Origin of the sequence: Tepidiphilus olei (assembly GCF_006980705.1) — a bacterium.
GTDB lineage: Bacteria > Pseudomonadota > Gammaproteobacteria > Burkholderiales > Rhodocyclaceae > Tepidiphilus > Tepidiphilus olei.
In genome coordinates this window covers 177,551-202,416 of record NZ_SBHO01000001.1, presented here as the reverse complement: position 1 = coordinate 202,416, position 24,866 = coordinate 177,551, and the positions used below count along the sequence as shown (strand labels likewise).

At 63.7% G+C, this 24,866-nt stretch carries 20 protein-coding genes; 5 read left to right on the top strand and 15 right to left on the bottom strand.

Going from position 1 to position 24,866, the window contains the following annotated elements; all coding sequences use genetic code 11:
• Positions 1 to 81 precede the first annotated feature (81 nt).
• Positions 82 to 867 carry an enoyl-CoA hydratase/isomerase family protein gene (locus EPD80_RS00995; protein ID WP_142808711.1) on the bottom strand — a complete coding sequence of 262 codons (786 nt, stop codon included), beginning with the start codon at positions 865 to 867 and terminating at the stop codon, positions 82 to 84.
• 128 nt (positions 868 to 995) lie between these two features.
• On the opposite strand from EPD80_RS00995, the gene EPD80_RS00990 reads away from it, so the two are divergent.
• Positions 996 to 2,162, top strand: a complete 1,167-nt coding sequence (locus EPD80_RS00990) for an acyl-CoA dehydrogenase family protein (RefSeq protein WP_142808709.1) — start codon at positions 996 to 998, stop codon at positions 2,160 to 2,162.
• A gap of 61 nt (positions 2,163 to 2,223) precedes the next feature.
• On the opposite strand, the gene EPD80_RS00985 is transcribed toward EPD80_RS00990, so the two are convergent.
• The 6 genes from EPD80_RS00985 to EPD80_RS00960 are packed head-to-tail and all read right to left on the bottom strand — an operon-like array spanning position 2,224 to position 10,221.
• Positions 2,224 to 2,988, bottom strand: coding sequence for an enoyl-CoA hydratase/isomerase family protein (locus EPD80_RS00985; RefSeq protein WP_142808707.1), 765 nt, complete (start codon positions 2,986 to 2,988; stop codon positions 2,224 to 2,226).
• A complete protein-coding gene (locus EPD80_RS00980; RefSeq protein WP_142808705.1) occupies positions 2,985 to 3,422 on the bottom strand; it encodes a Zn-ribbon domain-containing OB-fold protein in 438 nt (145 codons plus the stop codon). The genes EPD80_RS00985 and EPD80_RS00980 overlap by 4 nt, the downstream gene beginning before the upstream one ends.
• On the bottom strand, positions 3,419 to 4,606 hold the full coding sequence (locus tag EPD80_RS00975) for a thiolase C-terminal domain-containing protein (RefSeq protein ID WP_142808703.1): 1,188 nt from the start codon (positions 4,604 to 4,606) through the stop codon (positions 3,419 to 3,421). Before EPD80_RS00975 ends, EPD80_RS00980 begins: the two co-directional genes overlap by 4 nt.
• Complete coding sequence (locus tag EPD80_RS00970) at positions 4,603 to 6,582, bottom strand: AMP-binding protein (RefSeq protein ID WP_221928756.1); 1,980 nt, start codon at positions 6,580 to 6,582, stop codon at positions 4,603 to 4,605. Before EPD80_RS00970 ends, EPD80_RS00975 begins: the two co-directional genes overlap by 4 nt.
• A gap of 36 nt (positions 6,583 to 6,618) precedes the next feature.
• Complete coding sequence (locus EPD80_RS00965) at positions 6,619 to 8,610, bottom strand: ATP-binding protein (protein WP_142808701.1); 1,992 nt, start codon at positions 8,608 to 8,610, stop codon at positions 6,619 to 6,621.
• A 3-nt stretch (positions 8,611 to 8,613) separates the two neighbouring features.
• Positions 8,614 to 10,221, bottom strand: coding sequence for an acyl-CoA carboxylase subunit beta (locus tag EPD80_RS00960; RefSeq protein ID WP_142808699.1), 1,608 nt, complete (start codon positions 10,219 to 10,221; stop codon positions 8,614 to 8,616).
• A gap of 133 nt (positions 10,222 to 10,354) precedes the next feature.
• On the opposite strand from EPD80_RS00960, the gene EPD80_RS00955 reads away from it, so the two are divergent.
• The 4 genes from EPD80_RS00955 (at position 10,355) to EPD80_RS00940 (ending at position 13,931) form a co-directional block, all read left to right on the top strand.
• The gene (locus tag EPD80_RS00955) at positions 10,355 to 11,158 is read left to right on the top strand and encodes an enoyl-CoA hydratase/isomerase family protein (protein WP_142808697.1); all 804 of its coding nucleotides are present in this window, start codon (positions 10,355 to 10,357) and stop codon (positions 11,156 to 11,158) included.
• Positions 11,159 to 11,388: 230 nt separating this feature from the next.
• On the top strand, positions 11,389 to 12,309 hold the full coding sequence (locus tag EPD80_RS00950) for a branched-chain amino acid transaminase (protein WP_142808695.1): 921 nt from the start codon (positions 11,389 to 11,391) through the stop codon (positions 12,307 to 12,309).
• Between the two features lie 11 nt (positions 12,310 to 12,320).
• Positions 12,321 to 12,533 carry a zinc-finger domain-containing protein gene (locus EPD80_RS00945; protein WP_142808693.1) on the top strand — a complete coding sequence of 71 codons (213 nt, stop codon included), beginning with the start codon at positions 12,321 to 12,323 and terminating at the stop codon, positions 12,531 to 12,533.
• Between the two features lie 21 nt (positions 12,534 to 12,554).
• Complete coding sequence (locus EPD80_RS00940) at positions 12,555 to 13,931, top strand: phosphomannomutase/phosphoglucomutase (RefSeq protein ID WP_142808691.1); 1,377 nt, start codon at positions 12,555 to 12,557, stop codon at positions 13,929 to 13,931.
• Between the two features lie 36 nt (positions 13,932 to 13,967).
• Here EPD80_RS00940 and EPD80_RS00935 read toward each other — a convergent pair whose 3' ends face one another.
• From EPD80_RS00935 to EPD80_RS00900, 8 genes are all read right to left on the bottom strand, one after another.
• Positions 13,968 to 14,237, bottom strand: coding sequence for an antitoxin (locus EPD80_RS00935; protein ID WP_142808689.1), 270 nt, complete (start codon positions 14,235 to 14,237; stop codon positions 13,968 to 13,970).
• Complete coding sequence (locus EPD80_RS00930) at positions 14,234 to 14,536, bottom strand: BrnT family toxin (RefSeq protein WP_142808688.1); 303 nt, start codon at positions 14,534 to 14,536, stop codon at positions 14,234 to 14,236. Before EPD80_RS00930 ends, EPD80_RS00935 begins: the two co-directional genes overlap by 4 nt.
• Before the next feature lie 58 nt (positions 14,537 to 14,594).
• Positions 14,595 to 17,222, bottom strand: a complete 2,628-nt coding sequence (gene alaS / locus EPD80_RS00925; protein ID WP_142808686.1) for an alanine--tRNA ligase — start codon at positions 17,220 to 17,222, stop codon at positions 14,595 to 14,597.
• Between the two features lie 65 nt (positions 17,223 to 17,287).
• Entirely contained in the window at positions 17,288 to 19,285 is a 1,998-nt protein-coding gene (locus EPD80_RS00920; protein WP_142808684.1) for a sodium:solute symporter family protein, read from the bottom strand.
• 8 nt (positions 19,286 to 19,293) lie between these two features.
• Complete coding sequence (locus tag EPD80_RS00915) at positions 19,294 to 21,453, bottom strand: 3'-5' exonuclease (protein ID WP_142808682.1); 2,160 nt, start codon at positions 21,451 to 21,453, stop codon at positions 19,294 to 19,296.
• Positions 21,453 to 21,830, bottom strand: a complete 378-nt coding sequence (locus EPD80_RS00910; protein ID WP_142803510.1) for a response regulator transcription factor — start codon at positions 21,828 to 21,830, stop codon at positions 21,453 to 21,455. Before EPD80_RS00910 ends, EPD80_RS00915 begins: the two co-directional genes overlap by 1 nt.
• A complete protein-coding gene (locus EPD80_RS00905; protein ID WP_142808680.1) occupies positions 21,802 to 24,600 on the bottom strand; it encodes an ATP-binding protein in 2,799 nt (932 codons plus the stop codon). The genes EPD80_RS00910 and EPD80_RS00905 overlap by 29 nt, the downstream gene beginning before the upstream one ends.
• The gene (locus EPD80_RS00900) at positions 24,587 to 24,787 is read right to left on the bottom strand and encodes a hypothetical protein (RefSeq protein ID WP_142808678.1); all 201 of its coding nucleotides are present in this window, start codon (positions 24,785 to 24,787) and stop codon (positions 24,587 to 24,589) included. The genes EPD80_RS00905 and EPD80_RS00900 overlap by 14 nt, the downstream gene beginning before the upstream one ends.
• Positions 24,788 to 24,866: the final 79 nt, after the last annotated feature.

The window sequence follows — 24,866 nt, the reverse complement described above, 5'->3', positions numbered from 1 at the left end:
CAGGCGGATTTTTCAAAAGTCATAATCGTCTGCAGCACCCGCTCACCCAATGCCTGCAGGTCCTGGCCGTCCATTTTCCACCTAGGAAAATTTCGGTTGACGCCGCGCCTTGAACGCCGCCAGCCCCTCGGCGACATCGGCACTTTGGAGCGCCCGCACTGCCATTTCTTCTTCCAAAGCCAAGCCTTCACGCAGAGACCGCTCCAAACCAGAGCGCGCGAGCTGTTTCATGGCCGCCAACCCCGCGCGGCTGCGCGTCGTCAGCGTGCGGCAGTAAGCGCGCGCCTCCTCATGCAAGCGCTCGTCGTCGACCACGTAATTGACCAAACCCCACGCTAGGGCCGTGTCGGCGTCGATCCAGCGTGCGCTGAAATCGAGATCCAAGGCTCGGCGCAAGCCGATGAGTCGCGGCAGGCGCTGGCTACCTCCCCAGCCGGGAATCAACCCGAACTGCGCATGCTGATCGCCGATGCGGCAGTCGCGAGAGGCAAAAACGACGTCACAGGCGAGCATCAGTTCGCTGCCGCCAGCGAGCACCAAACCCTGACAGGCCGCCACCACCGGCAAAGGGCTTGCCTCGAGCCGACGCAGCACGGTGTGGCCGCGGTGGATGAAACTCATCAACTGCAGCGAATCTTCCCGCACCCGCTCGACTTCCTCGAGATCGGCTCCGGTACAGAAATGCTTGCCCTGCGCCTGGATCAAGACCGCACGTACCCCCGAGTCCGATCGTTCGAACGCTTCAAGCGCTTGTTCGATCGCCAGGAACATCGCCGAAGACAAGCAATTATATTTATCGGGGCGCGCCAGTTCGATGATTCCGACCCTTTCTTCGATGCGGCTGAGGACTGCCGTTCGTTCGCTCATGATGTCTCCTCCTTAGGTGGTTGCAAGGTGAAAAGGTCTTATAATCATATCAACATGATGACACATCCGCCACACAAGAAACACCAGAATGTGTGCACGACTTTTTCACCTGGAGGAGGAGACCCCCGATGGATTTCACGCTGACCGAAGAACAACGAATGATCTACGAGTACGGTAATCGGATCGCCGAGCGCTTCGACCACGCGTACTGGCGTACGTACGCCGAAAAAGCGGAGCTGCCGCAGGAATTGTTCCAGCAGCTTGCCGAAGACGGTTTCCTCGGCCTCATGGTCCCCGAGGAATACGGCGGATCCGGCCTAGGAATGATGGAGATGTTGCTCCTCATCGAGGGGCTCGCCAACAACGGCGTTCCCTTGCTCAATCTCGTCGTCGGCCCGACAATGACGATGGGCCTGCTTGCCAAACATGGCAGCGAAGAAGTGAAACGCCGCTTCCTGCCACCTGGCTGCCGCGGCGAGCTCAAGTATTGCTTTGCCATCACCGAACCCAACGCCGGCTCCAACACGATGGAGATCACCACTTATGCGCGCCCCGACGGCAAAGGAGGCTTTCTGCTCAGCGGGCAGAAAGTCTTCATCACGGACGCCGACGTGGCCGACTATGCCTTGGTGGTGACGCGGACCAAGCCGCGTCAGGAAGTTCAGAAGAAAACCGACGGTTTCACCCTTTTCATGGTCGACCTGAAACAAAAAGGGGTGAGCAAGACCTTGATTCCCATCGCTTTCCCCTTGCCGGAGACCCAATGGCAGCTCTTTTTCGACGACGTGCCGCTGAGCCGCGACGACGTCGTCGGAGAAGTCGACGCAGGATTTCGCATCCTCTTCGACACGTTGAATCCAGAACGCATCACGCTCGCCGGCTTGTGCGCGGGCATCGGACGTTTCGCCCTCAAACGCGCCGTAGAATACGCCAACGAACGGCGTGTCTTCAACAACACCCCCATCGGGGCCTACCAAGGGATCCAACATCCCTTGGCGATCGCCCACACCGAGATCGAATTGGCTTCCCTCATGGCGCGTAAAGCCGCCTGGGTATTCGATGAGGTTCTTCCGGCCGGAGAATACTCGAACATGGCCAAATACGCCGCCGCCGAAGCGGCGATCCATGCCGTCGATCACACCATCCAGTGTTTCGGCGGCAATGGCTTCACCAAGGAATATGGCGTCTATGATCTCTATGGGCTGGTGCGCCTACTGCGCACCGCGCCCATCAACCGCGAGATGATCCTCAATTACCTCGCCGAGCACGTTCTCGGACTGCCGCGCTCCTACTGACGATGCACGTTCACCGCTCGTCACGGCCCCCGGTCGCTGGAGGAGGCTGTGACGGCTTGACTCACCGTCCTTGCCAGCGCGGTTTGCGCTTCTCGCGAAAAGCGCGCGGCCCCTCGAGGGCATCTTCGCTCAGATAAACGCGCTCGAAGAGATCGCGCGCCGCGCGCATCGCCGCGCTGCGTCCCATCTCCGTGGCCAAGCGCACCATCTCCTTGGCGGCGCGCAGCGTCAGCGGCGCGTTGGCCAAGATGGTCTGCGCGAGCGCCTTGGCCCCGGCAAGCGCCTCACCGGGCGGCATCAAGCGGTTGACGAAGCCCAACTCATAGGCACGCCGAGCATCCAGCGGCTCGCCCGTGAGCACTACTTCCATGAAGATGCGCTGCGGCAACATGTGCACCACGGGCACGGCCCAAGGCATGCCGCGGCCGACTTTGGCTTCGGTGATGGCAAATTTCGCCGTCTCGTCGGCCACGCAAAGGTCACACATCTGGGCCAGCAGCCATCCGCCCGCGTAGGCATACCCTTGCACGGCGGCGATGACCGGTTTGCTAACTTCTATGTTGTCGCCGAGCATGGGAATGAAATCGGGCGGAGGGATACGCAACTGCGTCTGCGCCGCCTCGACGAGGTCCATGCCGGCGCAGAAGTGCGCACCGGCACCGGTGAGGATGGCTACCTTGGCTCGTTCATCGGCCTCGAAACGGCGAAAGGCGGCGAACAAGCCCTCACGCACGGCCTGATTGAGCGCATTACGCCGTTCCGGGCGATTGATCGTGATGATCGCGATGGCGTCGTCTTCGAGGTGATAAGTCAATTCTTCGTTCATTTCACTTGCTCCCGCTCTGCCGGACGGAAACGCGGCAAGGAAATTGCCTCGCTCACCGGTTCGCACACGAGGACGACTGGCATGTCGAACGTAACCTTCATCGGGTCACCGTCGATCAACGAGCTGATCATTCTTGGCCCTTCCTCGAGCTCGACCAATAAAACGGCGTAAGGGGTATCCCCTTTGAAGGCAGGACTCGGGGCACGATGGACCACGCTAAAGGAATGGACTCGACCACGACCGCTCGCCGCCCGGTGCTCGAGTCGTTCGCTGCCGCAATGGCGACAGATCGCCTGTTGATAGAACTGCACATGACCACACGCCAGGCAATGTTGTAGCAGGAGCTTTCCTTGCCTCAGCCCTTCCCAATAAGCCTGCGTATCGGCATCGGGAACCGGTAGCGGTTTGCGCATCACCTGTTCGAGGGAATTCATAGCGTCTCCTCCGTCCCCAGCACCGTGGTCGCATTGGTGGCGAAACCCGCTCCGAGCGTATGCACGAGCCCGAGCTTGGCTCCCGGCACCTGACGTTCGCCGCAACGCCCTCGCAGCTGAGAAACGACTTCGTGGAAGTGGAACAAAGCCCCTGGCATCCCCGGATGGGCAAAGGAGAGCAAACCGCCGTGGGTATTGCTCGGGATCGCTCCCCCGTAAGTGAGATTGCCCTCGGCGACGAACGGCCCCCCTTCCCCTTTGGCACAAAAACCGAGATCCTCGACCATCATCACCACGGTGCCGGTGAAACAATCGTAGATTCCGGCCACGTCCATGTCGCGCGGGCCATAGCCGGCCATGGCGTAGGCTAGGGCGCTCGAACGCGTCGCTCCGGTCGTCGTCAACGAAGGCATGAGGAAAATATGCTCGTGGGTGTAGCACTCGCCCGCGCCGAGCAGATAGATCGGCTGCTCGATTCCGAGCGCCCTGGCCCGTTCGGCCGAGGTGAGCACGAAGGCCGCCCCGCCATCGGAGATGAGGGAACAGTCTAGCTTGCGGTAAGGCGTCGTCACCCAAGGGGACGCGAGCACATCCTCGACCGTAATCGGATCGCGCATCTGCGCCCCGGGCGTGCGTCGCGCATGTTCCCGGAAAGTCACGGCCACCTGCGCGAGTTGCTCCGCAGTGGTGCCGTATTCGTGCATGTGCCGATTCGCAGTCATGGCAAAGGTGTTGGCCACGGGAATCCCGAAAGGCATTTCGTATTGCTGGTCTCGGCTCTCGGACATCGAGCGTAGCGCCAGGTCGGGCGTCAAACCGGTGAGCAGGCTGTCGGCCCCCACGAGCAGTACGGTCTGGGCGAGCCCCGCCTGGATGGCCGCCGCCCCGACGTGAAAAAGCGTCGCGGCGGTGGCGCCGGAAACCTGCAAGGTATTGGAAAAAGTCGGCTGGATGCCGAAATATTCGCTGAACGCGACGCTGAAACGATGAAAAGGGGAAGCGAAGGAGGTGCTGGCGAGCACCCCATCGACCGCCGTCTTGGCGATGCCGGCATCGTCCAACGCCCGGCTTGCCGCCTGGGCCGCCAAGGCCAGTGGGCTCTTGCCCGGTACCTTGCCCACCTCGGATATGCCCGCCCCGATCACCGCCACCTTGCCGCGTAGTATCTGCCCATCTTCTCTCACGTTTTTCCTCCTTGGAGCACCGCCAACTTGCGCCGCACTTCATCGAGCGCTTCCGGATTGACGAGCGAGGAGAGATCCCCTGGATCGTCGCCCCGCAGCAAGGCCTTGATGACGCGCCGGATGATCTTCATGTTGCGTGTCTTGGGCAAGTCCTCCACGAAGAGCACCGCTTTGGGGCGATAAGAAGCGCCCATGCCCCGGACGATGGCCTGCTCGAATTCGGCCGCGAGCGCCTCGTCGGCCGTCACCCCAGGCATGGGAACGCAGAGACAGACGAGCGCCTCCCCCTTGATCTCGTCGGGCACACTGACCACCGCCGCTTCGGCCACCTTGCCGCTTGCAGTGAGCAAGGTTTCGATTTCCGCCGGCCCCGTGCGCTTGCCGGCAATCTTGATCGTGTCGTCGCTGCGCCCCAGAATGTAGTACAAACCCGCTTCGTCTTGCATGGCGAGGTCGCCGTGGTACCACACCCCAGGGATCACGCGCCAGTAAGTGGCGAGATAACGCTCGGGATCGCGCCACAAGCCCTTGGTGAATCCGATGTTGGGATTGCGCAACACGAGTTCGCCGACCTGGTCTCGTGGCACGGGTTGCCCCTGGGCATCGACGATGTCGACCCCTGCGCCCAGACCGCGCGCCCCGAACGAACCCGGACGCAAGGGGTGCAAGAGCGTGCCGATGAAATTACAACCACCCACTTCCGTCCCGCCAACGATGTTGATGATGGGTAAGCGACCTTTACCGACCTGAGTAAAGAACCAGCGCCAAGCCGCTTCCGTGCACGGTTCCCCGGCCGTCGATAAGATGCGCAAGGCAGAGAAGTCGTACGATTGGACTGATTCGTCGCCGTAGCGCATCATTGCCCGGATCAGCGTCGGAGCCACGCCGAGGTAGGTGACGCGATGATTCTGGACGAGGCGCCAAAAACGCCCCTGATCGGGATAGTCTGGAGCCCCTTCGGCGATCAGCAGGCTCGCACCGAAGTAGCTCGGCAGGCAGGCGCACATCGCCCCGACCATCCATCCCATGTCACTCAAAAAGAAATAACGATCCTCGGCCTTGAAGTCGCCGCAAATGTGCATGTCCCGCGTGATCATCGAGCCCAGGAAGCTGACGTGCGTCCACACGCATCCCTTGGGTTTGCCCGTGGTCCCGGACGTGTAGAGCAATACGGCGGGCGCTTCGGCCGGCATTTCGGCAGTGGGATACTCGCGGGGACGATCGACGAGTGACTGCGCCCAATCGTGATCGCGTCCCGATTGCATGGCGCAGGGAAGTTGCCCGCCGAAACGGCGCAGCACGAGGACATGCCTGACGGTGGGCACCGCAGCGAGCGCCTCGTCGAGCACCGTTTTCATCGGCACCAGCTCACCCCGTCGCCGGCTGCCATCGACGGTGAGCACTGCCTTGGCTTCGGCGTCATTCAAGCGCGTCACCAAGGGTTGCGGGCCAAAACCGGAGAAGAGGGGCACCACGATCGCCCCCAGCTTGAGAATGGCAAAAAACGCAGCGAAAGTCTCCGGAATGTTGGGCAAATACAGCGCGACGCGATCTCCCGGACCGATGCCCAACGCGGCCAACGCGGCGGCGAGGCGGCAGACCTCGGCATCGAACGCCCCATAAGTGAGCGTGACCACGGGCTCTCCGGCTTCTCCTTCCCAAACGAGAAAGGGGCGCTCCCAGGTCGGCGTGCTGCGGTGTCGATCGAGACAGTTGAGCACGATATTGGTCGTCCCACCGACACACCACTTCGCCCATTCGATGCCCTCGGACAGATCGAGCAGGCGCGCATAAGGGCGATAGAAACGAAAGTCGCAAAAACGAAACACTTCCTCCATCAGCCATGCCGGATCGGCATCGGCCCGCTGGGCGAGCTCATCGAAGCTTGGGGCCGAGACTCGTCGCATGAATGCCATCAAATTGGAGGGTTCGATCCACTCTGGAGTTGGCACCCAATCGAAAGCTTTCGTAGACACGGTCTCCTCCTTTTTCTTTTGATGATTTTTGATGGTCTAGCGCTCTGCGTCTGGACGAACTTCGCCGAGGCGCTGATGACGCTCGACCATGTCCCCCGGACGACAGTGCAATTCGGTGAGCACGCCGTCGAGGGGCGCATCGACGTGCAGTTCCATCTTCATCGATTCCAGAACCACGAGGGTCTGCCCCGCCTGCACGCGATCCCCAACGGCCGCTTTTACCGCCACGACTTTACCGAGCATCGGCGCAAGCAGCTGCCCATCCTGAGCCGCTGCGGTGAGCGCCCCCGCGAGGTAGGGTTCGGTGCGAAAAGCATTGGTACCCTGCTTGCTGGATAGCCATAGCTCACGCTCATCCGAGGACAGGCTGGCTGCCAGGGCCAGCCCTTCTGCCTCGAGGAGCGCGCGTTCCTCGCCTTGCCGCTTCCAGGTGACGCATACCCTCTCCTCTCCGATCGCCAGGGTGGTGGGCGATCGGCCGTCCCACCGTGAAAAGCGCACGTCCCAATGACTCGAACCCAGTCCGAGGCGCAGCGAAGGCTGGGGCGAAGGCGCTTCGCGATCCAGGGCGAGGCGCCAACCCGTGAGGGAATCCCCTCCCCAGCATCCCCAGGCCGTACAGGCGCTGCGCTGGCGCTGCAACCATTCCAAGGCGGCCCCCGCCAAGTGGGGCAAGGGCACGTCCGCACCTCTGCGGCGAATCTCCTCCAGACGTTCATCGATGAGCCGGGTGTGGAACGCCCCCTGGCGTGTCTCAGGCCAGCGCAAAAGCTCACGCAAAAAAGCAAGATTGGTGGGCACGCCCAGCACGACCACCTGCGACAACGCCACCTGCATACGCTGCACGGCTTCGTCGCGCGTCGGCGCCTGAACGATCAGTTTGGCGATCATCGAATCATAGTGCGGACTGATCTCGTCGCCCGACTCCACGCCGGTTTCGACACGCACGCCGGTACGGGAAAAATCGACGACGGAGAGCCGTCCGGTCATCGGCAGAAAGCCGGCGCTGGGATCTTCGGCGCACAGGCGAACTTCCAGCGCATGCCCCACAGGGCGCACGTCGTCTTGCGCCAGGGGCAAGCAACCGACATCGGCGATACGCAGCTGCCATTCGACGAGATCAAGCCCGGTGATCGCCTCGGTCACGGGATGTTCGACCTGCAGTCGCGGATTGACCTCGAGGAAGAAGTACTCCTCGTCGCTGACGATGAATTCGACGGTCCCCAGACCGCGGTAGCGCACCGCGCGGGCAAGGCGCACCGCGTCCGCGAACAAGCGCTCACGCAAGGCGGCAGGCAAACCAGCGCTGGGCGCTTCCTCGACGATCTTCTGGTGACGGCGCTGGAGCGTGCACTCGCGCTCGAAGAGGTGGATCGCCTCGCCTTGCCCGTCACCGGCGATCTGCACCTCGACGTGGCGCACCCGCGGTAAATAGCGCTCGACGATGAGCTCGCCGCTGCCGAACGCCTGCTCGGCCTCACGCATCGCGCTCTCGATGCGCGCTTCCAGTCCCTCGACCCCTTCGATGAGGGCCATGCCGCGCCCGCCGCCGCCAGCGACGGCTTTCAGGAGCACCGGCAACCGCATGCCCCGCACGAGGTTGGCTACCTCGACGACGTCGTCGAGCCCCCGGTCGCTGCCCGGAACGACGGGAATGCCCAAGCGCGCCGCTTCATGCTTGGCCTGCGCCTTGCCCCCTAGCTGCTCCATCGTCTCGGCCGTCGGTCCGACGAAAACGAGCCCCGCCGCCTCGACGGCACGAACGAACGCGGGATTCTCCGACAAGAAACCGTAGCCGGGATGGATCGCATCGGCACCTACGCGGCGGGCCGCGGCGATCACCGCCTCGCCATCGAGATAGCCGCGTTCGAGGCCGACCGACTCCCCGATTTCACGGACGTGACGAGCCCCCTGATCGGGCAAGGAGTGGACCGTCGCCACCTCCACGCCGAGGCGGCGGCAGGTACGGGCGATGCGGCAAGCGATTTCGCCGCGATTGGCGATGAGAACCTTGTCGATGCGTTCCATGCGTCAAAACCTGAAAACGCCAAACGGCGTGGGAAGGGAAGGCGTGTGCGAAGCGAGTTCGAGCAGTAGCCCCATCACTTCACGCGTCTCGAGCGGATCGATGATGCCGTCCACCCATAAATGGGCCGAGAAATTGTCGGCCGGCTGAAAGTCTTCATAGATCTTGCGCACCGGCGCTTTGAATGACTCCTCTTCTTCCGGTGACCACGAGCGCCCCTCTTTCTCGAGATTCTGACGGCGTACGAGCGCCATCACGGTGGCGGCTTGCTCCGGGCCCATGATGGCTGAACGGGCATTGGGCCAAGCAAACATGGCGGTCGGCTCGAACGGCCGCCCGCACATCGCCAGATACCCCGCGCCGTACGAGGCTCCGATGAGGATGGTGTATTTGGGTACGTTGGCCGAAGCCATGGCGGTGATCATCTTCGCCCCCGCCTTGGCGATACCCGCCTGCTCGGCCGCTTTGCCGACCATGAAACCGGTGACATCGGCAAGAAAAAGCAAGGGGATGTCGCGCTGACAGCACAGATCGATGAAATGCGCCGCTTTGTTCGCGCTCTCGGGAAAAAGCACCCCTTGGTTGGCCAAAATGCCGATTCGATGGCCCTGGATATGGGCAAAGCCGGTGAGCAGAGTGTCGCCGTAAAGGGGCTTGAATTCTTGGAAACGGCTATCATCGACGAGTCGCGCCAAGATTTCACGCGTATCGCTCGGTATCTTCGGATCGTGACTCACCAGACCATAGATTTCGCTCGGATCGTAGCGAGGGGCTTTGGCCGGCGCTTTCGTCCATCGAGCAGCCGGAGGTTCCCCCAGGTCGCGCACGAGTTCGCGCGTGATCGCCAGCGCGTGCTTATCGTCCTCGGCGAGGTAATCGGTCACACCGCTCACGCTGCAGTGCATCAAGGCCCCACCCAAGGTTTCGTTGTCTACTTGCTCTCCCGTGGCCGCAAAAGTAAGTTCTGGCCCACCCAAATACATGTACCCCTGCCCTTTGACGATGACGACCTGGTCGCACAGCGCTGGAATATAGGCCCCACCGGCGGTACAAGGTCCCATCACCACGGCGATCTGCGGGATGCCTTCGGCCGACATACGCACCTGGTTGTTGAAGATACTGCCGAACTGCCCCACGTCGGGGAAGATGTTGGCCATGTCCGGTAAAAACGCCCCGCCGCTATCGACGAGGGTGATGCAGGGTAAGCGATGACGCCAGGCGATCTGCTGGGCACGCACGTGTTTCTTGCACGTCATGCCATAGTACGTGCCGCCTTTGACCGTCGCGTCGTTGGCGATGATCATGCAGGGGCGTCCGGAAACCAAACCGATGCCGGTGATGATCCCAGCGCCCGGCGGCACGCCTTCATAGAGCCCTTCACCGGCGAGCATGCCGATCTCGAGAAAAGGGGAACCCGGGTCGAGAAGCGCCTCGACGCGGTCTCGGGGTAAGAGTTTGCCCCGGGCCAGATGCCGCTCGCGCGCTTTTGGCGGCCCCCCTGCCCAAGCTAGTCGTCGGCGGGTGCGCAGTCGCTCGACGAGCGCGAGATAGGCCTCCCGATTTCGCGCAAACGCCTCTCCTCCGACATCGGCATGTGAAGTCAGTATCGTCATCGCTCCTCCCTGAATGTACGCTCGCCGCTGCGTACTGCTTGCACTCACCGCGCGAACCGTTATAATCGTATCAACATGATGACACATTTTGCCTCAAAGGAACACCCTAAACAACCCAGGAGGAGGAAGTACCATGCACTACGAGGATTTTCAGTTTCTGCGTTTCGAGCACAAACCAAATGGCGTGCTGGTGATCACCATCAATCGTCCCGAAGTGATGAATGCCACCAATGATCGCCTGCATTGGGAATTGACCAAAATCTGGGAAGTCGTCAATGAGGATCCCAAAACCCGCGTCGCCGTGATCACCGGTGCCGGCGACAAAGCCTTCTCCGCCGGCGGGGATCTGAGTTGGATCAGCAGCATGGTCGGCAACCCGCAGATGATCGGCAACGTGATGAAGGAAGCCTCCGACATCGTCTATAACATGCTCGCCTGCGACAAACCGATCATCTCGGCCATCAACGGCGTGGCGGTAGGCGCCGGACTAGCGGTTGCCATGCTCGCCGACATCAGCATCATGGCCGAAGAAGCAAAAATCACCGACGGACACGTCAAGCTCGGCGTCGCCGCGGGCGACCACGCCGCGATCATCTGGCCGTTGCTGTGCGGCATGGCGAAAGCGAAATACTATCTGATGACTGCAGAATTCATCGACGGCAAGGAGGCCGAACGCATCGGCCTCGTGAGTCTGAGCGTGCCGCGCGCCCAGCTGATGGAGAAAGCGCTGGAAGTGGCCGACAAGCTTGCCCGCGGCAGCCAGCAAGCGATCCGCTTCACCAAACGCTCGCTCAACGGCTGGCTACACATGTTCCGCCCCGTCTTCGAGAGCTCGCTTGCCATGGAGATGATGTGCTTCCTCGGTGAAGATGCGCCAGAGGGCGTGGCTGCCGTGCGGGAAAAACGCGCACCGAACTTCCCCTCGACCAATCGCTGATCTTTCCCCTCGCGACCCCCGTGCTCACGGAGGGTCGCCTGCCGGATATTTTCCCCAGAAGGTGGTTTTTCATACGAAAAACATAAAAATCGTTTTTCGTCTTTCCTCCTTTGGATAAACCCCTCAGCCCTGCGATCCTTCGTGCGGGAACCCTCCCGATGCAGTGCTTTGCGCTACAATCTGCCGTTACACGGCGCAAGCGCCGAGCCCATCCACCCGAGGAGAACCCCATGTCGATGTCCGATCGCGATGGCTTCATCTGGTACGACGGCAAGCTCGTGCCCTGGCGTGAAGCCACCACCCACGTGCTCACCCATTCCCTGCACTACGGCCTGGCCGTGTTCGAAGGCTTGCGCGCCTATGCCACCGAGCGCGGCACCGCCATTTTCCGCCTGCGCGAGCACACCCAGCGCCTGCTCAATTCGGCCAAGATCTACATGATGCCGATTCCCTGGTCGCTCGAGGAGCTCATGGAAGCGCAGAAGGAGGTGGTGCGCGCAAACAACCTCGAATCCTGCTACATCCGCCCCATCGCCTTCTACGGTTCGGAGAAGATGGGCGTCTCGCCTAAAGGCGCCAAGGTGCACGTGGCCATCGCCGCCTGGCCTTGGGGCGCCTATCTGGGCGAAGACGGCCTGGAACGCGGCATCCGCATCAAGACCTCCTCCTTCCAGCGCCAGCACGTCAACGTGACCATGCCGCGCGCCAAGCTCGCCAGCACCTACGCCAACTCCATCCTCGCCAACCAGGAAGTCACCAGCCAGGGCTACGACGAGGCGCTGCTGCTTGACACCCAAGGGTTCGTCGCGGAAGGCGCCGGGGAAAACCTCTTCGTGGTCAAGGATGGAGTGCTGTATGAACCCGAGATCGCCGCGGCGCTCACGGGCATCACCCGCGACACGGTGATCCGCATCGCCGATGAACTCGGCATCCCCTTCGTGTCGCGCAGGCTCACGCGCGACGACATCTACATCGCCGACGAAGCCTTCTTCAGCGGCACCGCCGCCGAGATCACGCCGATCCGCGAACTCGACGACCGCGTCATCGGCGAGGGCAAGCGCGGTCCCATCACCACCCGCATCCAGCAGCGATTCTTCGACATCGTCGCCGGCCGCGCGCCCGAGTACGACCACTGGCTCGCCTATCTCTGAGGAGCGCCCCGATGAGTACCTCCAATCCACTCGAGACCGTGCGCACGGAGCGCGAGCTCACCGTGCGCGCCGAGGATCTGCCGCTGCACTGCCCGCTTCCCGGCGAGCCGGTCGATCTGCTGCACCCGCGCGTCTTCCTCGACCCCACGGCCGAGGGCGAGGCCGTCTGCCCCTACTGCAGCCGGCGCTTCCACTTCGAAGGCCCTTTACCCAAACACCACTGATCCCTTTTGCGAGCCTCTGCGATGACGCTTCCCGACGCCAGCATCTTCAAAGCCTATGACATCCGCGGCATCGTCGATGAGACCCTCACCGAAGACGTCGCCCGCGCCATCGGCCGCGCCATCGGTAGCGAGGCGCGCCGACGCCGGGTGGAGGCGATCGTGGTCGGGCGCGACGGGCGTTTGTCCGGCCCACGGCTGGCCGCGGCGCTCGCCGAAGGAATCCTCGCCGCAGGCGTGGACGTCATCGACATCGGCGCCGTCCCCACCCCGGTCACCTACTTCGCCGCCGAGCATCTCGGCACCCGTTCCTGCGTCTCGGTCACCGGTAGCCACAATCCGCCCCAGTACAACGGGTTCAAGATGGTGCTCGCCGGTGAAACCCTCTACGGGCCGCTCATCCAGGACCTGCGTCGGCGTCTGGCCGAAGGCGACCTGGAAAGCGGTGCGGGGCAGCTGCGCCGGGCGGACGTGCGCGAAGCCTACTTCACGCGCATCACCTCCGACGTCAAACTCGCCCGCCCCATGAAGGTCGCGGTCGACTGCGGCAACGGCGTCGCCGGGGCCTTCGCCCCCGAGCTCCTCGAACGGCTGGGCTGCCGGGTCGACGCGCTCTTTTGCGAGGTCGACGGCACTTTTCCCAATCACCACCCCGATCCCTCCAAACCCGAGAACCTGAACGACCTCATCACGCGCGTCGCCGCCACCGATGCCGAGCTGGGGCTGGCGTTCGACGGCGACGGGGACCGGCTGGGCGTGGTCACCAAACACAGCAAGATCATCTTCCCCGACCGGCAGATGATGCTCTTTGCCTCCGACGTGCTCTCGCGCCATCCCGGCGCTCAGATTCTCTTCGACGTCAAATGCTCGCGCAAACTCGCCGAAGTCATCCGGGCGCATGGTGGCGTGCCGCTCATGTGGAAGACCGGACACGCCCTCATCAAGGCGAAGCTGCGCGAGACGGGGGCGCCGCTCGCCGGTGAGATGAGCGGGCACGTCTTCTTCAAGGATCGCTGGTACGGCTTCGACGACGGGCTCTATGCCGCCGCGCGCCTGCTGGAAATCCTCTCGCGCCACGACGATCCGAGCGCCGTGCTCGAGGCGCTGCCCGACAGCATCGCCACGCCCGAGCTCAACATCAAGATGAAGGAGGGCGAGCCGTTTGCCCTCATCGAACGGCTGCAAGGCTACGGCGGTTTCACCGGTGCGCGTGAGATCATTACCATCGACGGCGTGCGCGTCGAATACCCCGACGGCTTCGGGCTCGCGCGCGCCTCCAACACCACGCCGGTCGTGGTGCTACGCTTCGAGGCCGACACGCCCGCAGCGCTCGCGCGCATCCAAGAAGACTTCCGCCGCGCCCTCACGAGCGTGTGGCCGGGGATCGAACTACCGTTTTGAACCTCATCGGAGGGCAAGCGCCTTGCCAAGGCTCGCTCAGTCGATCTCTCCTACTTCTTCGACGTAACGATGGATGATCTGGGCGGCTAGCGTTTCGTAGGGAATGCCCGCTTCGCGGGCTTTCCGACGCAGTCGCAGCAGATCCCGTTCAGAAAGACGCAAGTGGATCAAGCGCTCTTGGCCGACCATCTCCTGGGCGTAACGTTGATGACGCGTCTTGAGAAGATCGGCCTCCGAGGCTCGCTCGAGCTTGCCTTCCTCGAAGGCCTTGAGGATTTCACGTTCTTCTGGATCGAGTCCGTTCATGTCTTACGCTCCAGATAGAGTTTGGTCGCCTTACGGCTGGGGATGATCGTTTTGAGAAAAATTCCCTCAGCGGATTCGATGAAAGGAACGAGATAGGCATATCCATCGATTTCGACGACATGAATTTTCTGTTCACGATAGCGATCCTGATTGGGATGATCGAAGGTATCGAGGATGGCGCCACTTGCCATGGCGTAGACGACATCCTCGAAGGAAATATCCCGCTCTCGCTTTAATTTCTCGTTCTTTTCCTCACTCCACGAGATGCGCCCGGGTTTGGCGAGCGCTCTAGACCCCATCGCATCCTCCCTCGTATCGAGAAAAGCCTCGACACGCGTTTCCCCGGGCTGGCCGTGATCAATACCCTAACCGCTCCTGCGCCCACGCCTTGCCCTGCCCGAGCGCCTCGTCGAGCTTGGCCGGATCGCCGCCGCCGGCTTGGGCGAGTTCGGGGCGACCGCCGCCGCGCGCGCCCATCGTCTCGGCCGCAACCTTGACCCAGTCGCCGGCCTTGAGGCGGGACGTCGCCTCCTTGCTCACGGCAGCGAGCACCACGGCCTTGCCCTCGATTATGCTCCCGAGCAGCACCGCGGCCTTGGGCAGACGGGCGCGCAGCGCATCGGCCAGTTCGCGCAGCGCCTCGAGCGAATCGGCCTCCACCCGACGCACCAGCAATTGGGCTTCACCCAGGGGCTCGGCCGCGGCGGCAAGCGCCATCGCTTCGGCCTGCGCGAGCCGCTGCACGAGCCGTGCCCGCTCGCGCGCCGCCTCGCGCGTCTGCTCGAGCAGCGCCTCCACACGTGCGGGCACTTCCTCGCGAGCCACTTTGAGCGTCTGGGCGAGCCGCTCCAGCGTACGATCCACGCCTTGCACCCAGCGCAGCGCCACTTCTCCTGCGACCGCCTCGATGCGGCGCACGCCGGCGGCGATCGCGCTCTCGGCCACGATCTTCACCAACCCGATGTCGCCGGTGCGCGCCACATGCGTGCCGCCGCACAGCTCCTTGGAGCTGCCGATGGTGAGCACCCGCACCGTCTCGCCGTATTTCTCGCCGAAGAGCATCACCGCGCCGCTCGCCTTGGCCGCTTCGAGGGGCATTACCTCGGCACGGGTGGGAACGTTGGCGAGCACCTCGCGATTGACGAGCCATTCGATGCGCTCGATCTCTTCCTGAGTGAGGGGCTGATGGTGCGCAAAATCGAAGCGCAGACGGTCGGCATCGACAAGCGAGCCTTTCTGCTCGACGTGCGTCCCCAGCACTTCGCGCAAAGCCTTGTGCAAGAGGTGCGTGGCGGAGTGGTGCCGTGCCGTGGCGGCGCGAGCCTCGGCATCGACCCGGGCGCGCACGCGCTGCCCCAGCGTGAGCCGCCCCGTACGCACCACGCCGTAATGGCCGAACACCTCGGCCTGGATCTTCTGCGTATCCTCGATGGAGAAAATCCCGTCCGGAGCGCGCAGCTCGCCGCGATCACCCGCCTGACCGCCCGATTCGGCGTAGAACGGCGTGCGATCGAGCACCACCACGCCCTCCTCGCCCTCGGTGAGTTCATTGACCGGCGTGCCGTCGCGATAGAGCGCCACGATCTGCCCGTCGTCTTCCAAGGTCTCGTAGCCCTCGAAGCGCGTCGTCGGCCCCTCGTATTCGAGCACCGCCTGCATCTTGAACTTGCCCGCGGCGCGCGCCATCGCCTTTTGCCGTGCCATGGCCGCGTCGAACCCGGCCACGTCCACGGTGAATCCGCGCTCGCGCAGCACGTCGGCGGTCAGATCCAGCGGAAAACCATAGGTGTCGTGCAGCTTGAAGGCGATCTCGCCGTCGAGCTCGCTCTGGCCATTGGCCTGCATCTGCGCGATCACCGTTTCCAGCAGCGACATGCCATGTTCGATGGTGCCGAAGAAGCGTTCCTCCTCCTGCCTGAGCGTGGCCTCGATCACCGACTGGCGCGCCACGAGCTCGGGATAGGCCTCACCCATCTCGGCCACCAGGGCCGGCACCAGCCGGTGGAAGAACGGTGCGCGCACACCGAGCTTCCAACCGTGGCGGATGGCGCGGCGGATGATGCGGCGCAGCACGTAGCCTCGCCCCTCGTTGCCGGGAATGACCCCGTCGGCGATGAGGAAAGAAGCGGCGCGGATGTGGTCGGCGAGCACCTTGAGGCTGGGCTGGTCGCGGTCGGTGCAGCCGGTGAGTTCCATGGCCGCGGCGATGAGTCGCTGGAAGAGGTCGATCTCGTAGTTCGAATGCACGCCCTGCAGCACCGCGGCGATGCGCTCGAGCCCCATGCCGGTGTCGACGCTGGGCTTGGGCAAGGGATGCATCTCGCCCTTGTCGTCGCGGTTGTACTGCATGAACACGAGGTTCCAGATCTCGATGTAGCGATCCCCGTCCTCGTCGGGCGATCCCGGCGGGCCACCCGCTACTTCGGGGCCGTGATCGTAGAAGATTTCGGTGCACGGTCCGCAGGGGCCGGTGTCGCCCATCATCCAGAAATTATCGGAAGCGTAGCGTGCGCCCTTGTTGTCGCCGATGCGCACGATGCGCTCGCGCGGCACGCCGATCTCCTCGGCCCAGATGCGATAGGCCTCGTCGTCTTCGGCATACACCGTCACCCACAGCCGCTCGGGCGGCAGGCCGAAGACCTCGGTGAGCAGCTCCCAGGCGTAGGCGATGGCTTCGCGCTTGAAGTAGTCGCCGAAGCTGAAGTTGCCCAGCATCTCGAAGAATGTGTGGTGCCGCGCGGTATAGCCGACGTTTTCCAGGTCGTTGTGCTTGCCCCCGGCGCGCACGCATTTCTGCGCCGTGGTGGCACGCTTGTACGGACGCTCCTCCAGGCCGAGAAAGACGTTCTTGAACTGGTTCATGCCGGCGTTGGTGAAGAGCAGCGTCGGGTCACCCTGCGGCACGAGTGAGCTGGAGGGCACGATCGTGTGCCCCTTGCTCGCGAAGAAGTCGAGGAAGGCTTTGCGGATGTCGGAGGTTTTCATGGGATGGGCGTCGGAATGAGCGAGAAATCGAACCGATTAGTTTAGCCGAAAAGGGCGATCCCGGCTCAAGAAGGACGCTTGAGGAAATCGACCAACTCCTGTTTCCCCTGCTCTGGTTCCGGCCCGAGCAGGCTCACCACGACGTGTGCTGCCAAGCCCGTGAGCACGCCGAAGATACCGCAGGCCACCGGTTGGATGCCGAAGAGCTGCAGGTCGGGTCTGCCGCCGAAAGACTCGTGCGTCAGGAAGTAGTAGCCGAGACTTGCCATCAGCCCCGTCACCATCGCCGCCAGGGCTCCGGCAGGAGCCGCCCGGCGCCAGAAGATGCCCAGGATCAGGGTCGGGAAGAGGAGCGAGGCGGCGAGCGAAAACGCCAGGCCCACGAGCAGCAGGATGCTATCGAAGCGCAGCATCGCCACCCAGGCGGCGATCACGGCCACGGACAGCAACAGCATCTTATTGACGATGAGGAGGCGCTGCGTGCTCGCCTCGGGCGCAAAGCGGCGGTAGTAGAGGTCGTGCCCCAGGGCGTTGGAGATGGTCAACAGCAGCCCGTCGGCGGTGGAAAGCGCCGCCGCCAGCCCGCCGGCCGCCACCAGGCCGACGAAGAAAGCGGGCAAACCGCCCATTTCCGGCAATGCCAGAACGATGCCATCGGGATTGAGTACGAGCTCGGCCAGCTGCAGTATCCCATCGCCGTTGATGTCCTCGAAGGCGACCAGACCGACGCGATACCAAGACACGAGCCAAGCCGGCAGCTCGTCGAAAGAGCGGCCGACCACGTGCTGCAGCACCTCGATTTTGGCGAACATGGCATAGATCGGCGCCGCCAAATAGAGGAGCGCCACGAAGAAGAGCGTCCAGGCGGTCGACTTACGCGCCTCCGATACGGTGGGCGTGGTGTAGTAGCGCATCAGGATGTGCGGCAGCGCTGCGGTCCCACACATCAGAACGAAGAGCAAGGCGAGGAAATTGATCCGGGCGTTTTGTCGCTCCTGCGGCGTATCCCCGTACCAGGCGTGGCTGAAGTCGCGCGGTGATCGGGCCTGAGCGAGCGCCGCATCGCGCAACCGCCGCCAATGGCCGCGCGCCTCCTCTGGCGTCGACGGCAAGGACTGGCGTTGGTGCTCCAGACGATAGATGGCGCGCGGATCCCCTTCCTCTTGACGCAGCCGGGCGAGCTCACGCTCGAGGATCTCGCGCTCGTGCCAGAGCGATGCGGGCAAATCGTCGATCTTGCGCTGATATTGCTCGGCCCGTGCCCGGTAGAGCGATCGGGCGAGTTGTTCATCGGGGTCATCGCGCCGCTCGGCCACGCCGTGCGCCACCGTCTGGACCATTTTACCCATGACCAGATGGGGCAAGGGTACTTCGAAGCGTTCGATCGACAGCACGACAATCGGCGCGAGATACGCGACGATGAGGATCAGATACTGCGACACCTGTGTCCAGGTCACCGCGCGCATGCCGCCGAGAAAGGAGCACACGAGGATGCCGGCCATGCCGATGAGCACACCGAGCCCGAAATCCACCCCGACGAAGCGGCTGGCGATGAGCCCCACGCCATAGATCTGCGCCACCAGATAGACGAAAGAAGCGAGCACCACCGCCACGACCCCAGCCAATGCCACGGGCCCGTTGTATCGCGCTTCGAGGAACTCGGGGATGGTAAAACGACCGAACTTGCGCAGATAAGGACCGAGCAAGAGGGCGACGAGCACGAACCCACCGGTCCAACCGGTGACGTAAGCCAGCCCCTCGAACCCCTGATGATAGATGATTCCCGCCAAGCCGATGAAGGAAGCCGCGCTCACCCAATCGGCGGCGGTTGCCATGCCATTGGCAATGCCCGGCACTCCTCGCCCGGCGACGTAGAATTCGAGCAGGTCGGAAGTGCGCGCCAGCATTCCCACGCCGGCATAAAGGGCGATGGTGGCGAAGAGGAAAGTGAATCCGATGGCGCGCGCCGACATGCCGAAGGATTCGCCCAGCGCCAGCACCACGCAAAAGAGGGCGAACCCGATGAAATAGAAGAAATAGAATCGCCCCGCGGAAGGATTCATCGCTCCGCTCAATAACGCAGCCGGGCATAATAGGTCTGCTGCGACGCCTCACGTGCCTGGCGCAACGTGACCACGCCCTTCTCGGCGAGCAGCGGGATCATCTTGAGGAAGATCTCTGCCGTCACCAGCGCATCGCCCAAGGCCGTGTGTCGCCCCAGGACACGCACACCGAAATAGTGCGCCAGCGCTTCCAGCGAATGCTCCTGATTCGGCAAAAGGAAGGCCGCCAAGAGCAGCGTGTCGAGCACGGGCTGATCGAAGCGCACACCGAGTTTTTCCTCCTTGAGCTGAAGGAATCGCATGTCGAAGGCGGCGTTGTGCGCCACGAGCACGGTATCCTGCGCGAAGCGATGGAAAGCCGGCAACACTTCCTCGATCGTCGGCTGCCCCTCCAGCATCTCCGGCGTGATGTGATGCACGGCGATGGAGGCCGGATCGAGAGGGCGACGCGGATCGATGAGCTGCTCGAAAGATTCGTGTTTGAGCAGGCGACCATTGACGATGCGGGTAGCGCCGATCTGGATGATCTCGTCGCCACCGCTCGGATCGAGCCCGGTGGTCTCGGTGTCGAACACGGTGTAACTCAGCTCGGCCAGTGACCTGTCCTCGAGCGCGGTCGCCTTGTCCGACCAGGCGAAAAGGTCGAAATCATAGAATTCTGGCCGTCCCTCCTCCAGCGCCGGCACGGCGGGCGTAGCCGATGGCGGGAGGCGAACGGACTGCTTGCGCGGCAGCGCCAGGCGCACGAAGGCACGATGGCGCGCTTTCTCCCGGTCGAACCACATGGCGGCTCCGTGACGATCGAGCACGTCACGCAAGGTGAGTGGCGAACGCGTTCCACCCAAGCCCAGAGGTTCCAGTTCCCAGCCGGTCACGATCTCGTTGCTGAGGCTGCCGCCCGACCACACCAGGTCGAGATAGACGAGCCGATCGTCGCCGGAAAGACGCAGTCGTAACATGGGCACGCCGTAGTCCTCGACGAGACGACCAGCGAGAAAAGCGAGTGCCTGCAGCAACGAGAAATGATCGGCCTCGAACCACAGCTCCTCGTCGAGGATCTCGAGCTCGAGGACGACGTCGAGGCGGCGCTTCAGGTAGGCCGCTGCCGCGTGCAGGAGATCCGCCCCGCGCATCGGTTCGAGTGGCCAACGAGCGCGCAGCGCGTCGGCAAAAGCCCGCGAAGCCACGTCGAGGCGCGTGCTCACCGCCTCGACTTCACGGGCGATCACGGCGCGGAAGCGTGCGCGCATCGCCTCGTCCACGTCGGGCAAGTGCAGCATCTCGGCAGCGAGACGGATGTTGGCGATGGCCGCCCGGTTGCCCTCGGTGAGCTCGAAGAGCAGCTCGTTGCGTGAAGCCTCGCGCTCGATCTGGTCGGTGACGTCTTCGAGCATGAGCACATAGCCGCTGATCTGCTCTTTCGCCGCCTCCCCGGCGATCGGTGAGACACGCACCCGGACGAGCGCGCCGGCTGGCGTTGCCGTCACCACCTGCATACTCGGACGAACTTCTCCTTGCTCGAGCATGACTTCGAGGGACTCGAAGACGTGCGCCACCAGATCGGGATCGAGCAGGGCATGGATCGAGCGCCCCAAGCCGATCCAGCCACTCGCAGCCACCGTGGCAGAATCGCCGAAGGACTGCGCCAGCCGGCGCGCCGCCTCGTTGTAGAGCAAAATCCGCCCTTCGGCGTTGCATACGATCACCGCCTCGGCCAATTGGGCCATCAACGCAGCCAAACGGTTGCGCTCTTCTTCGACGGCATGACGCGCCTCGCGCACTCGCGTGTCGAGCTCGGCGAGCAGGCGATCGCGCTCGTCGGCGAGCCGGTTGATCGCCTGGGCGAGCGTCACCACCTCGCGCGGCCCCTCCTCCGGCACACGAAAACCCGGATTGGCCCGGCGCAGCACGTCCAGTCCCTCGGCCATGCGCAACAGCCCCTGGACGTAATGGCGAAAGAGGCGCGAGAGTAAGGCGATACCCAAGGCAAATCCCGCCACGGTGGTCACCCCGCCGAGCGGCAACCAGCGCTCGGCGAGAGCACGCAAGGCATCGCGCGCCTCCTCGGAGGCGTCGGCCCACACCATCGCGCCGGTGAGCAGGAAAGGTCCCGTCATCAAGGCGGCCAGCACCACCACCGCCAGCGCGAAGCGCCAGCGCGCGCCCATCAGACCGTCCCTGGCGCGAGCAACCGCTCTACGTGCTCGAGCAGTTCCTTGGTGGAAAAAGGCTTGGTGAGATAATCGTCCGCGCCCTGGGCGAGCCCCTTGGCGCGATCGATGTCCCGGCCCTTGGCCGTAAGGAGCACGATCTTGCACGCCTCGTGGCGCGGATCCTGACGAAGCAAGCGGCACACCTCGTAGCCATCCTTCTTCGGCATCATCACGTCGAGCAGGATGAGATCGGGGGCGAAACGCTCGGCTTGGGCCAAGGCCTCATCGCCATCGTGCGCCACGGCCACGTCATAACCGGCCCGTTGCAGCAGAAATTCGAGCGAGATGAGGATGTTCTCCTCGTCATCGACCACTAGGATTTTCTTCGTCATCGTGTCCCCCACCTTCGTTGCCGGGTTCGAGCCGTTCGGCGATCGGCACCGTGAAAGTGAATCGCGCCCCCTCACCGGGCAACGATTCGACCCAGATCCGTCCGCCCAGATGTTCGACGATCCGCTTGCAGATCGCCAACCCCAACCCCGTACCTGGCGGTTTTGCCAAACCACCCGTCGCCTGGCGAAAACGCTCGAACACGTGGGGAATGAATTCAGGCGGAATTCCCGGGCCATTGTCGGCCACCTGCACGGCGACTTCCCCCGCCGCCTGTCGCCCTACCCGTATCGTGATTATACCTGCGCCCGACGGTACGAATTTCAACGCGTTATTGAGCAAATTGAGGATCACCTGCACGACCCGATCGCGATCCGCCCATACCGCCGGCAATCCCGGCTCGATCGACACCTCGAGGCGCACCTGCTTCTCCTGCGCCAGCGGCACGATCGCCTCGATCGCCTCCTGGACCAAGTCCCGCATCTCGAGCGCTTCGGGCTGCCACTCGCCGTGACCGGATTCCAGCTTGGCCAGATCGAGCACCTGATTGACCAGTCGCGTCAGGCGCTCACATTCGCGCACGATGATGCGGTAGAAACGCAGACGATCCTCGCGCGGCAAATCGGGATCGTCGGCCAGGATCTCGGCCAGGGCCCGGATCGACGTCAGAGGCGTGCGCAATTCGTGCGTCACAGCCGAGATGAATTCATCCTTGAGGCGATCGAGCTCGGTGAGTTTCTCGTTGGCCTCCTGGAGCCGACGCGTCGCCTCCTCGAGCGCCCGCGATTTCTCTTCCAACATGCGAGAATAGGTGCGGATCTGGTTGGCCTCGTCGAGCACGTGCATCACGTCGTCGAAGCTGGGGGTCGCCTCTTCGAGCAAGGTCTCGAGCACCAGGCGCGCCGCCGCGCCGCCGATCGCCCCTGCCAGCATCGTCTCGGCGAAACGCACGAACGCGGCATCGACCTCCAGCGCCTCGACCGCGGCGAGACCACGCTCACGGGCATACCCCAGCAGTAGCTCGCGGGTTCTCTCCTCGCCCAGAAAGCGCGCCATCACCTGGGCCACCGCCGGCACCCCGACTCGACCGCGCCAGACGCCGCCGGCTCCAGCGCTGGACTCGACCCGCACAAACCGCCTCGCCCCCTGGGCTTCCGCCCCGTGCGGGGGAAAGACGAGGGACAAAAGCACGTAGACCAGGGTATTGAGCCCCAGACTCCAGACGACGCTCGCGGTGAGCGGCGCCATCCCCTCGACCCCGAAGAGGCGCTCCGGTTGCAGCCACACCATCCCCCATGGTCCCGTTTCGAGCCAATGCGCCTCGAACCAACCGGACTTGGCAAGCGATGGCAGCATCAGGGTATAGCTCCATACCAGCACACCGACTGCGATTCCCGCAGCAGCGCCCGTGCGCGACCCCCCGGACCAGAACAAGCCCCCGAGCGCTGCCGGCGCGAGCTGAGCCACCGCCGCAAAGCTGATGAGGCCGATCGATACCAGCGCGAACGACTCCCCCGTGAGCCGGTAGTACCCGTAGCCGCAAGCAAGCACTGCGGCGATCACCACGCGGCGCACCCAAAGCAGGGTGCCGGCGATTTCCGCATGCCCCAATTCCGCCACCTGACGGCGACGTACCCACCACGGCGCCACCCAATCGTTGCACACCATGGTCGCCACCGCCACGCTCTCGACGATCACCATACTGGTGGCCGCCGAAATCCCCCCGAGGAAAACGAGCAACGCCAGCAGCGACTGCCCCTGGGCGAGCGGCAGCGCCAGCACGTAGGTATCCGGATCGAGCGAAACGTCAACGAAGAAAAGCCGCCCCGCCAGGGCCACCGGCAACACGAACAGATTGATCAGCAAGAGGTAGGCGGGAAACTGCCAGGCCGCCCGATCCACGTGCCCCACCCGCACGTTCTCCACCACCATCACCTGAAACTGGCGAGGCAGCAAGAGGAAAGCGAGCCCGGAGAGCAGGATCATCACCGCCCAGTCGCCATAATGCAGACCGTCGACGACATCGAGCGGCGCAATCGCCGTACCGAATCTCGCCTGCGCCGCTTCCACGATCGCCCCCGGACCGGGGAAGACGACGAAAGTAACCCAGGCACCGAGCAAGAGGAAAGCCGCCAACTTGACCACCGACTCGAAAGCGATCGCGGCCACCAGACCTTCGTGCCGCTCGGTCACGTCGAGATGCCGCGTCCCGAAGAGCGCGGCGAAGATCACGAGCACCACCGCAACCCATAGGCTGCGATCGCTCCACCATCCGGCCGCCGTCGCTTCTGGTACCCCCGTGAGCACGTCGAACGCGAACGCGATCGCCTTGAGCTGCAAGGCCACGTACGGCACCACGCCCACGAAGACGAACAGCGAGACGAAACGCCCCAGCCCTGCCGCCCGGCCGTAACGCGTCGCGATGAAATCGGACACGGAGGTGATGCGCCACTCCTTGGCCACGCGCACCATGCGGCGCACCAAGACCGGGGCGAGCAGCATCACCAGCGTCGGCCCCAGATAGATGGGCAAGAACCACAAGCCACCGCTCGCCGCCCGACCGACGCTGCCAAAATACGTCCAGGCAGTGCAATAGACCGCTATCGAGAGCGCATAGACCCAACCGGCGTCGGTGAGGGAACGCCCGAGCCGGGCTTGCCGATCGGCACGGTAGGCGACCGCGAAGAGCAAGGAGAGATAGCCGAAGGCGACGATGGCCGCAAGCCACGCAGGCAAAGGCTGCCAGGAAAACGCCCCCTCAGCGCTCGGCATCGTCGCGCTCCGCGCCACGATAGAGGAAGAATGCCAGTCCCACCGATCCCGTCCACACGAGGAAGACGTAGACCGCCTGAGCCGTGCCGCCCAGTACGTCGGCCACCGCCGCCGCCACCGGATAGCACCACAGCACCGCCACGATGACCGTCCACACGACGGACCAGGTACGTCGATCGCGAACCATACCCACCCCCTCTTGGTACGTTGCGGCCGCCCCCCACGAGGGTGGACGCCGGCTGCGAGCCCGCGCGTGCCGGCAAACC

Coding starts and splice junctions, on each gene's coding strand:
- EPD80_RS00995 (WP_142808711.1), bottom strand. CDS start 867: ATGAGCGAACGAACGGCAGTCCTCAGCCGCATCGAAGAAAGGGTCGGA.
- EPD80_RS00990 (WP_142808709.1), top strand. CDS start 996: ATGGATTTCACGCTGACCGAAGAACAACGAATGATCTACGAGTACGGT.
- EPD80_RS00985 (WP_142808707.1), bottom strand. CDS start 2,988: ATGAACGAAGAATTGACTTATCACCTCGAAGACGACGCCATCGCGATC.
- EPD80_RS00980 (WP_142808705.1), bottom strand. CDS start 3,422: ATGAATTCCCTCGAACAGGTGATGCGCAAACCGCTACCGGTTCCCGAT.
- EPD80_RS00965 (WP_142808701.1), bottom strand. CDS start 8,610: ATGGAACGCATCGACAAGGTTCTCATCGCCAATCGCGGCGAAATCGCT.
- EPD80_RS00960 (WP_142808699.1), bottom strand. CDS start 10,221: ATGACGATACTGACTTCACATGCCGATGTCGGAGGAGAGGCGTTTGCG.
- EPD80_RS00955 (WP_142808697.1), top strand. CDS start 10,355: ATGCACTACGAGGATTTTCAGTTTCTGCGTTTCGAGCACAAACCAAAT.
- EPD80_RS00950 (WP_142808695.1), top strand. CDS start 11,389: ATGTCGATGTCCGATCGCGATGGCTTCATCTGGTACGACGGCAAGCTC.
- EPD80_RS00945 (WP_142808693.1), top strand. CDS start 12,321: ATGAGTACCTCCAATCCACTCGAGACCGTGCGCACGGAGCGCGAGCTC.
- EPD80_RS00940 (WP_142808691.1), top strand. CDS start 12,555: ATGACGCTTCCCGACGCCAGCATCTTCAAAGCCTATGACATCCGCGGC.
- EPD80_RS00935 (WP_142808689.1), bottom strand. CDS start 14,237: ATGAACGGACTCGATCCAGAAGAACGTGAAATCCTCAAGGCCTTCGAG.
- EPD80_RS00930 (WP_142808688.1), bottom strand. CDS start 14,536: ATGGGGTCTAGAGCGCTCGCCAAACCCGGGCGCATCTCGTGGAGTGAG.
- alaS (WP_142808686.1), bottom strand. CDS start 17,222: ATGAAAACCTCCGACATCCGCAAAGCCTTCCTCGACTTCTTCGCGAGC.
- EPD80_RS00920 (WP_142808684.1), bottom strand. CDS start 19,285: ATGAATCCTTCCGCGGGGCGATTCTATTTCTTCTATTTCATCGGGTTC.
- EPD80_RS00915 (WP_142808682.1), bottom strand. CDS start 21,453: ATGGGCGCGCGCTGGCGCTTCGCGCTGGCGGTGGTGGTGCTGGCCGCC.
- EPD80_RS00910 (WP_142803510.1), bottom strand. CDS start 21,830: ATGACGAAGAAAATCCTAGTGGTCGATGACGAGGAGAACATCCTCATC.
- EPD80_RS00905 (WP_142808680.1), bottom strand. CDS start 24,600: ATGCCGAGCGCTGAGGGGGCGTTTTCCTGGCAGCCTTTGCCTGCGTGG.
- EPD80_RS00900 (WP_142808678.1), bottom strand. CDS start 24,787: ATGGTTCGCGATCGACGTACCTGGTCCGTCGTGTGGACGGTCATCGTG.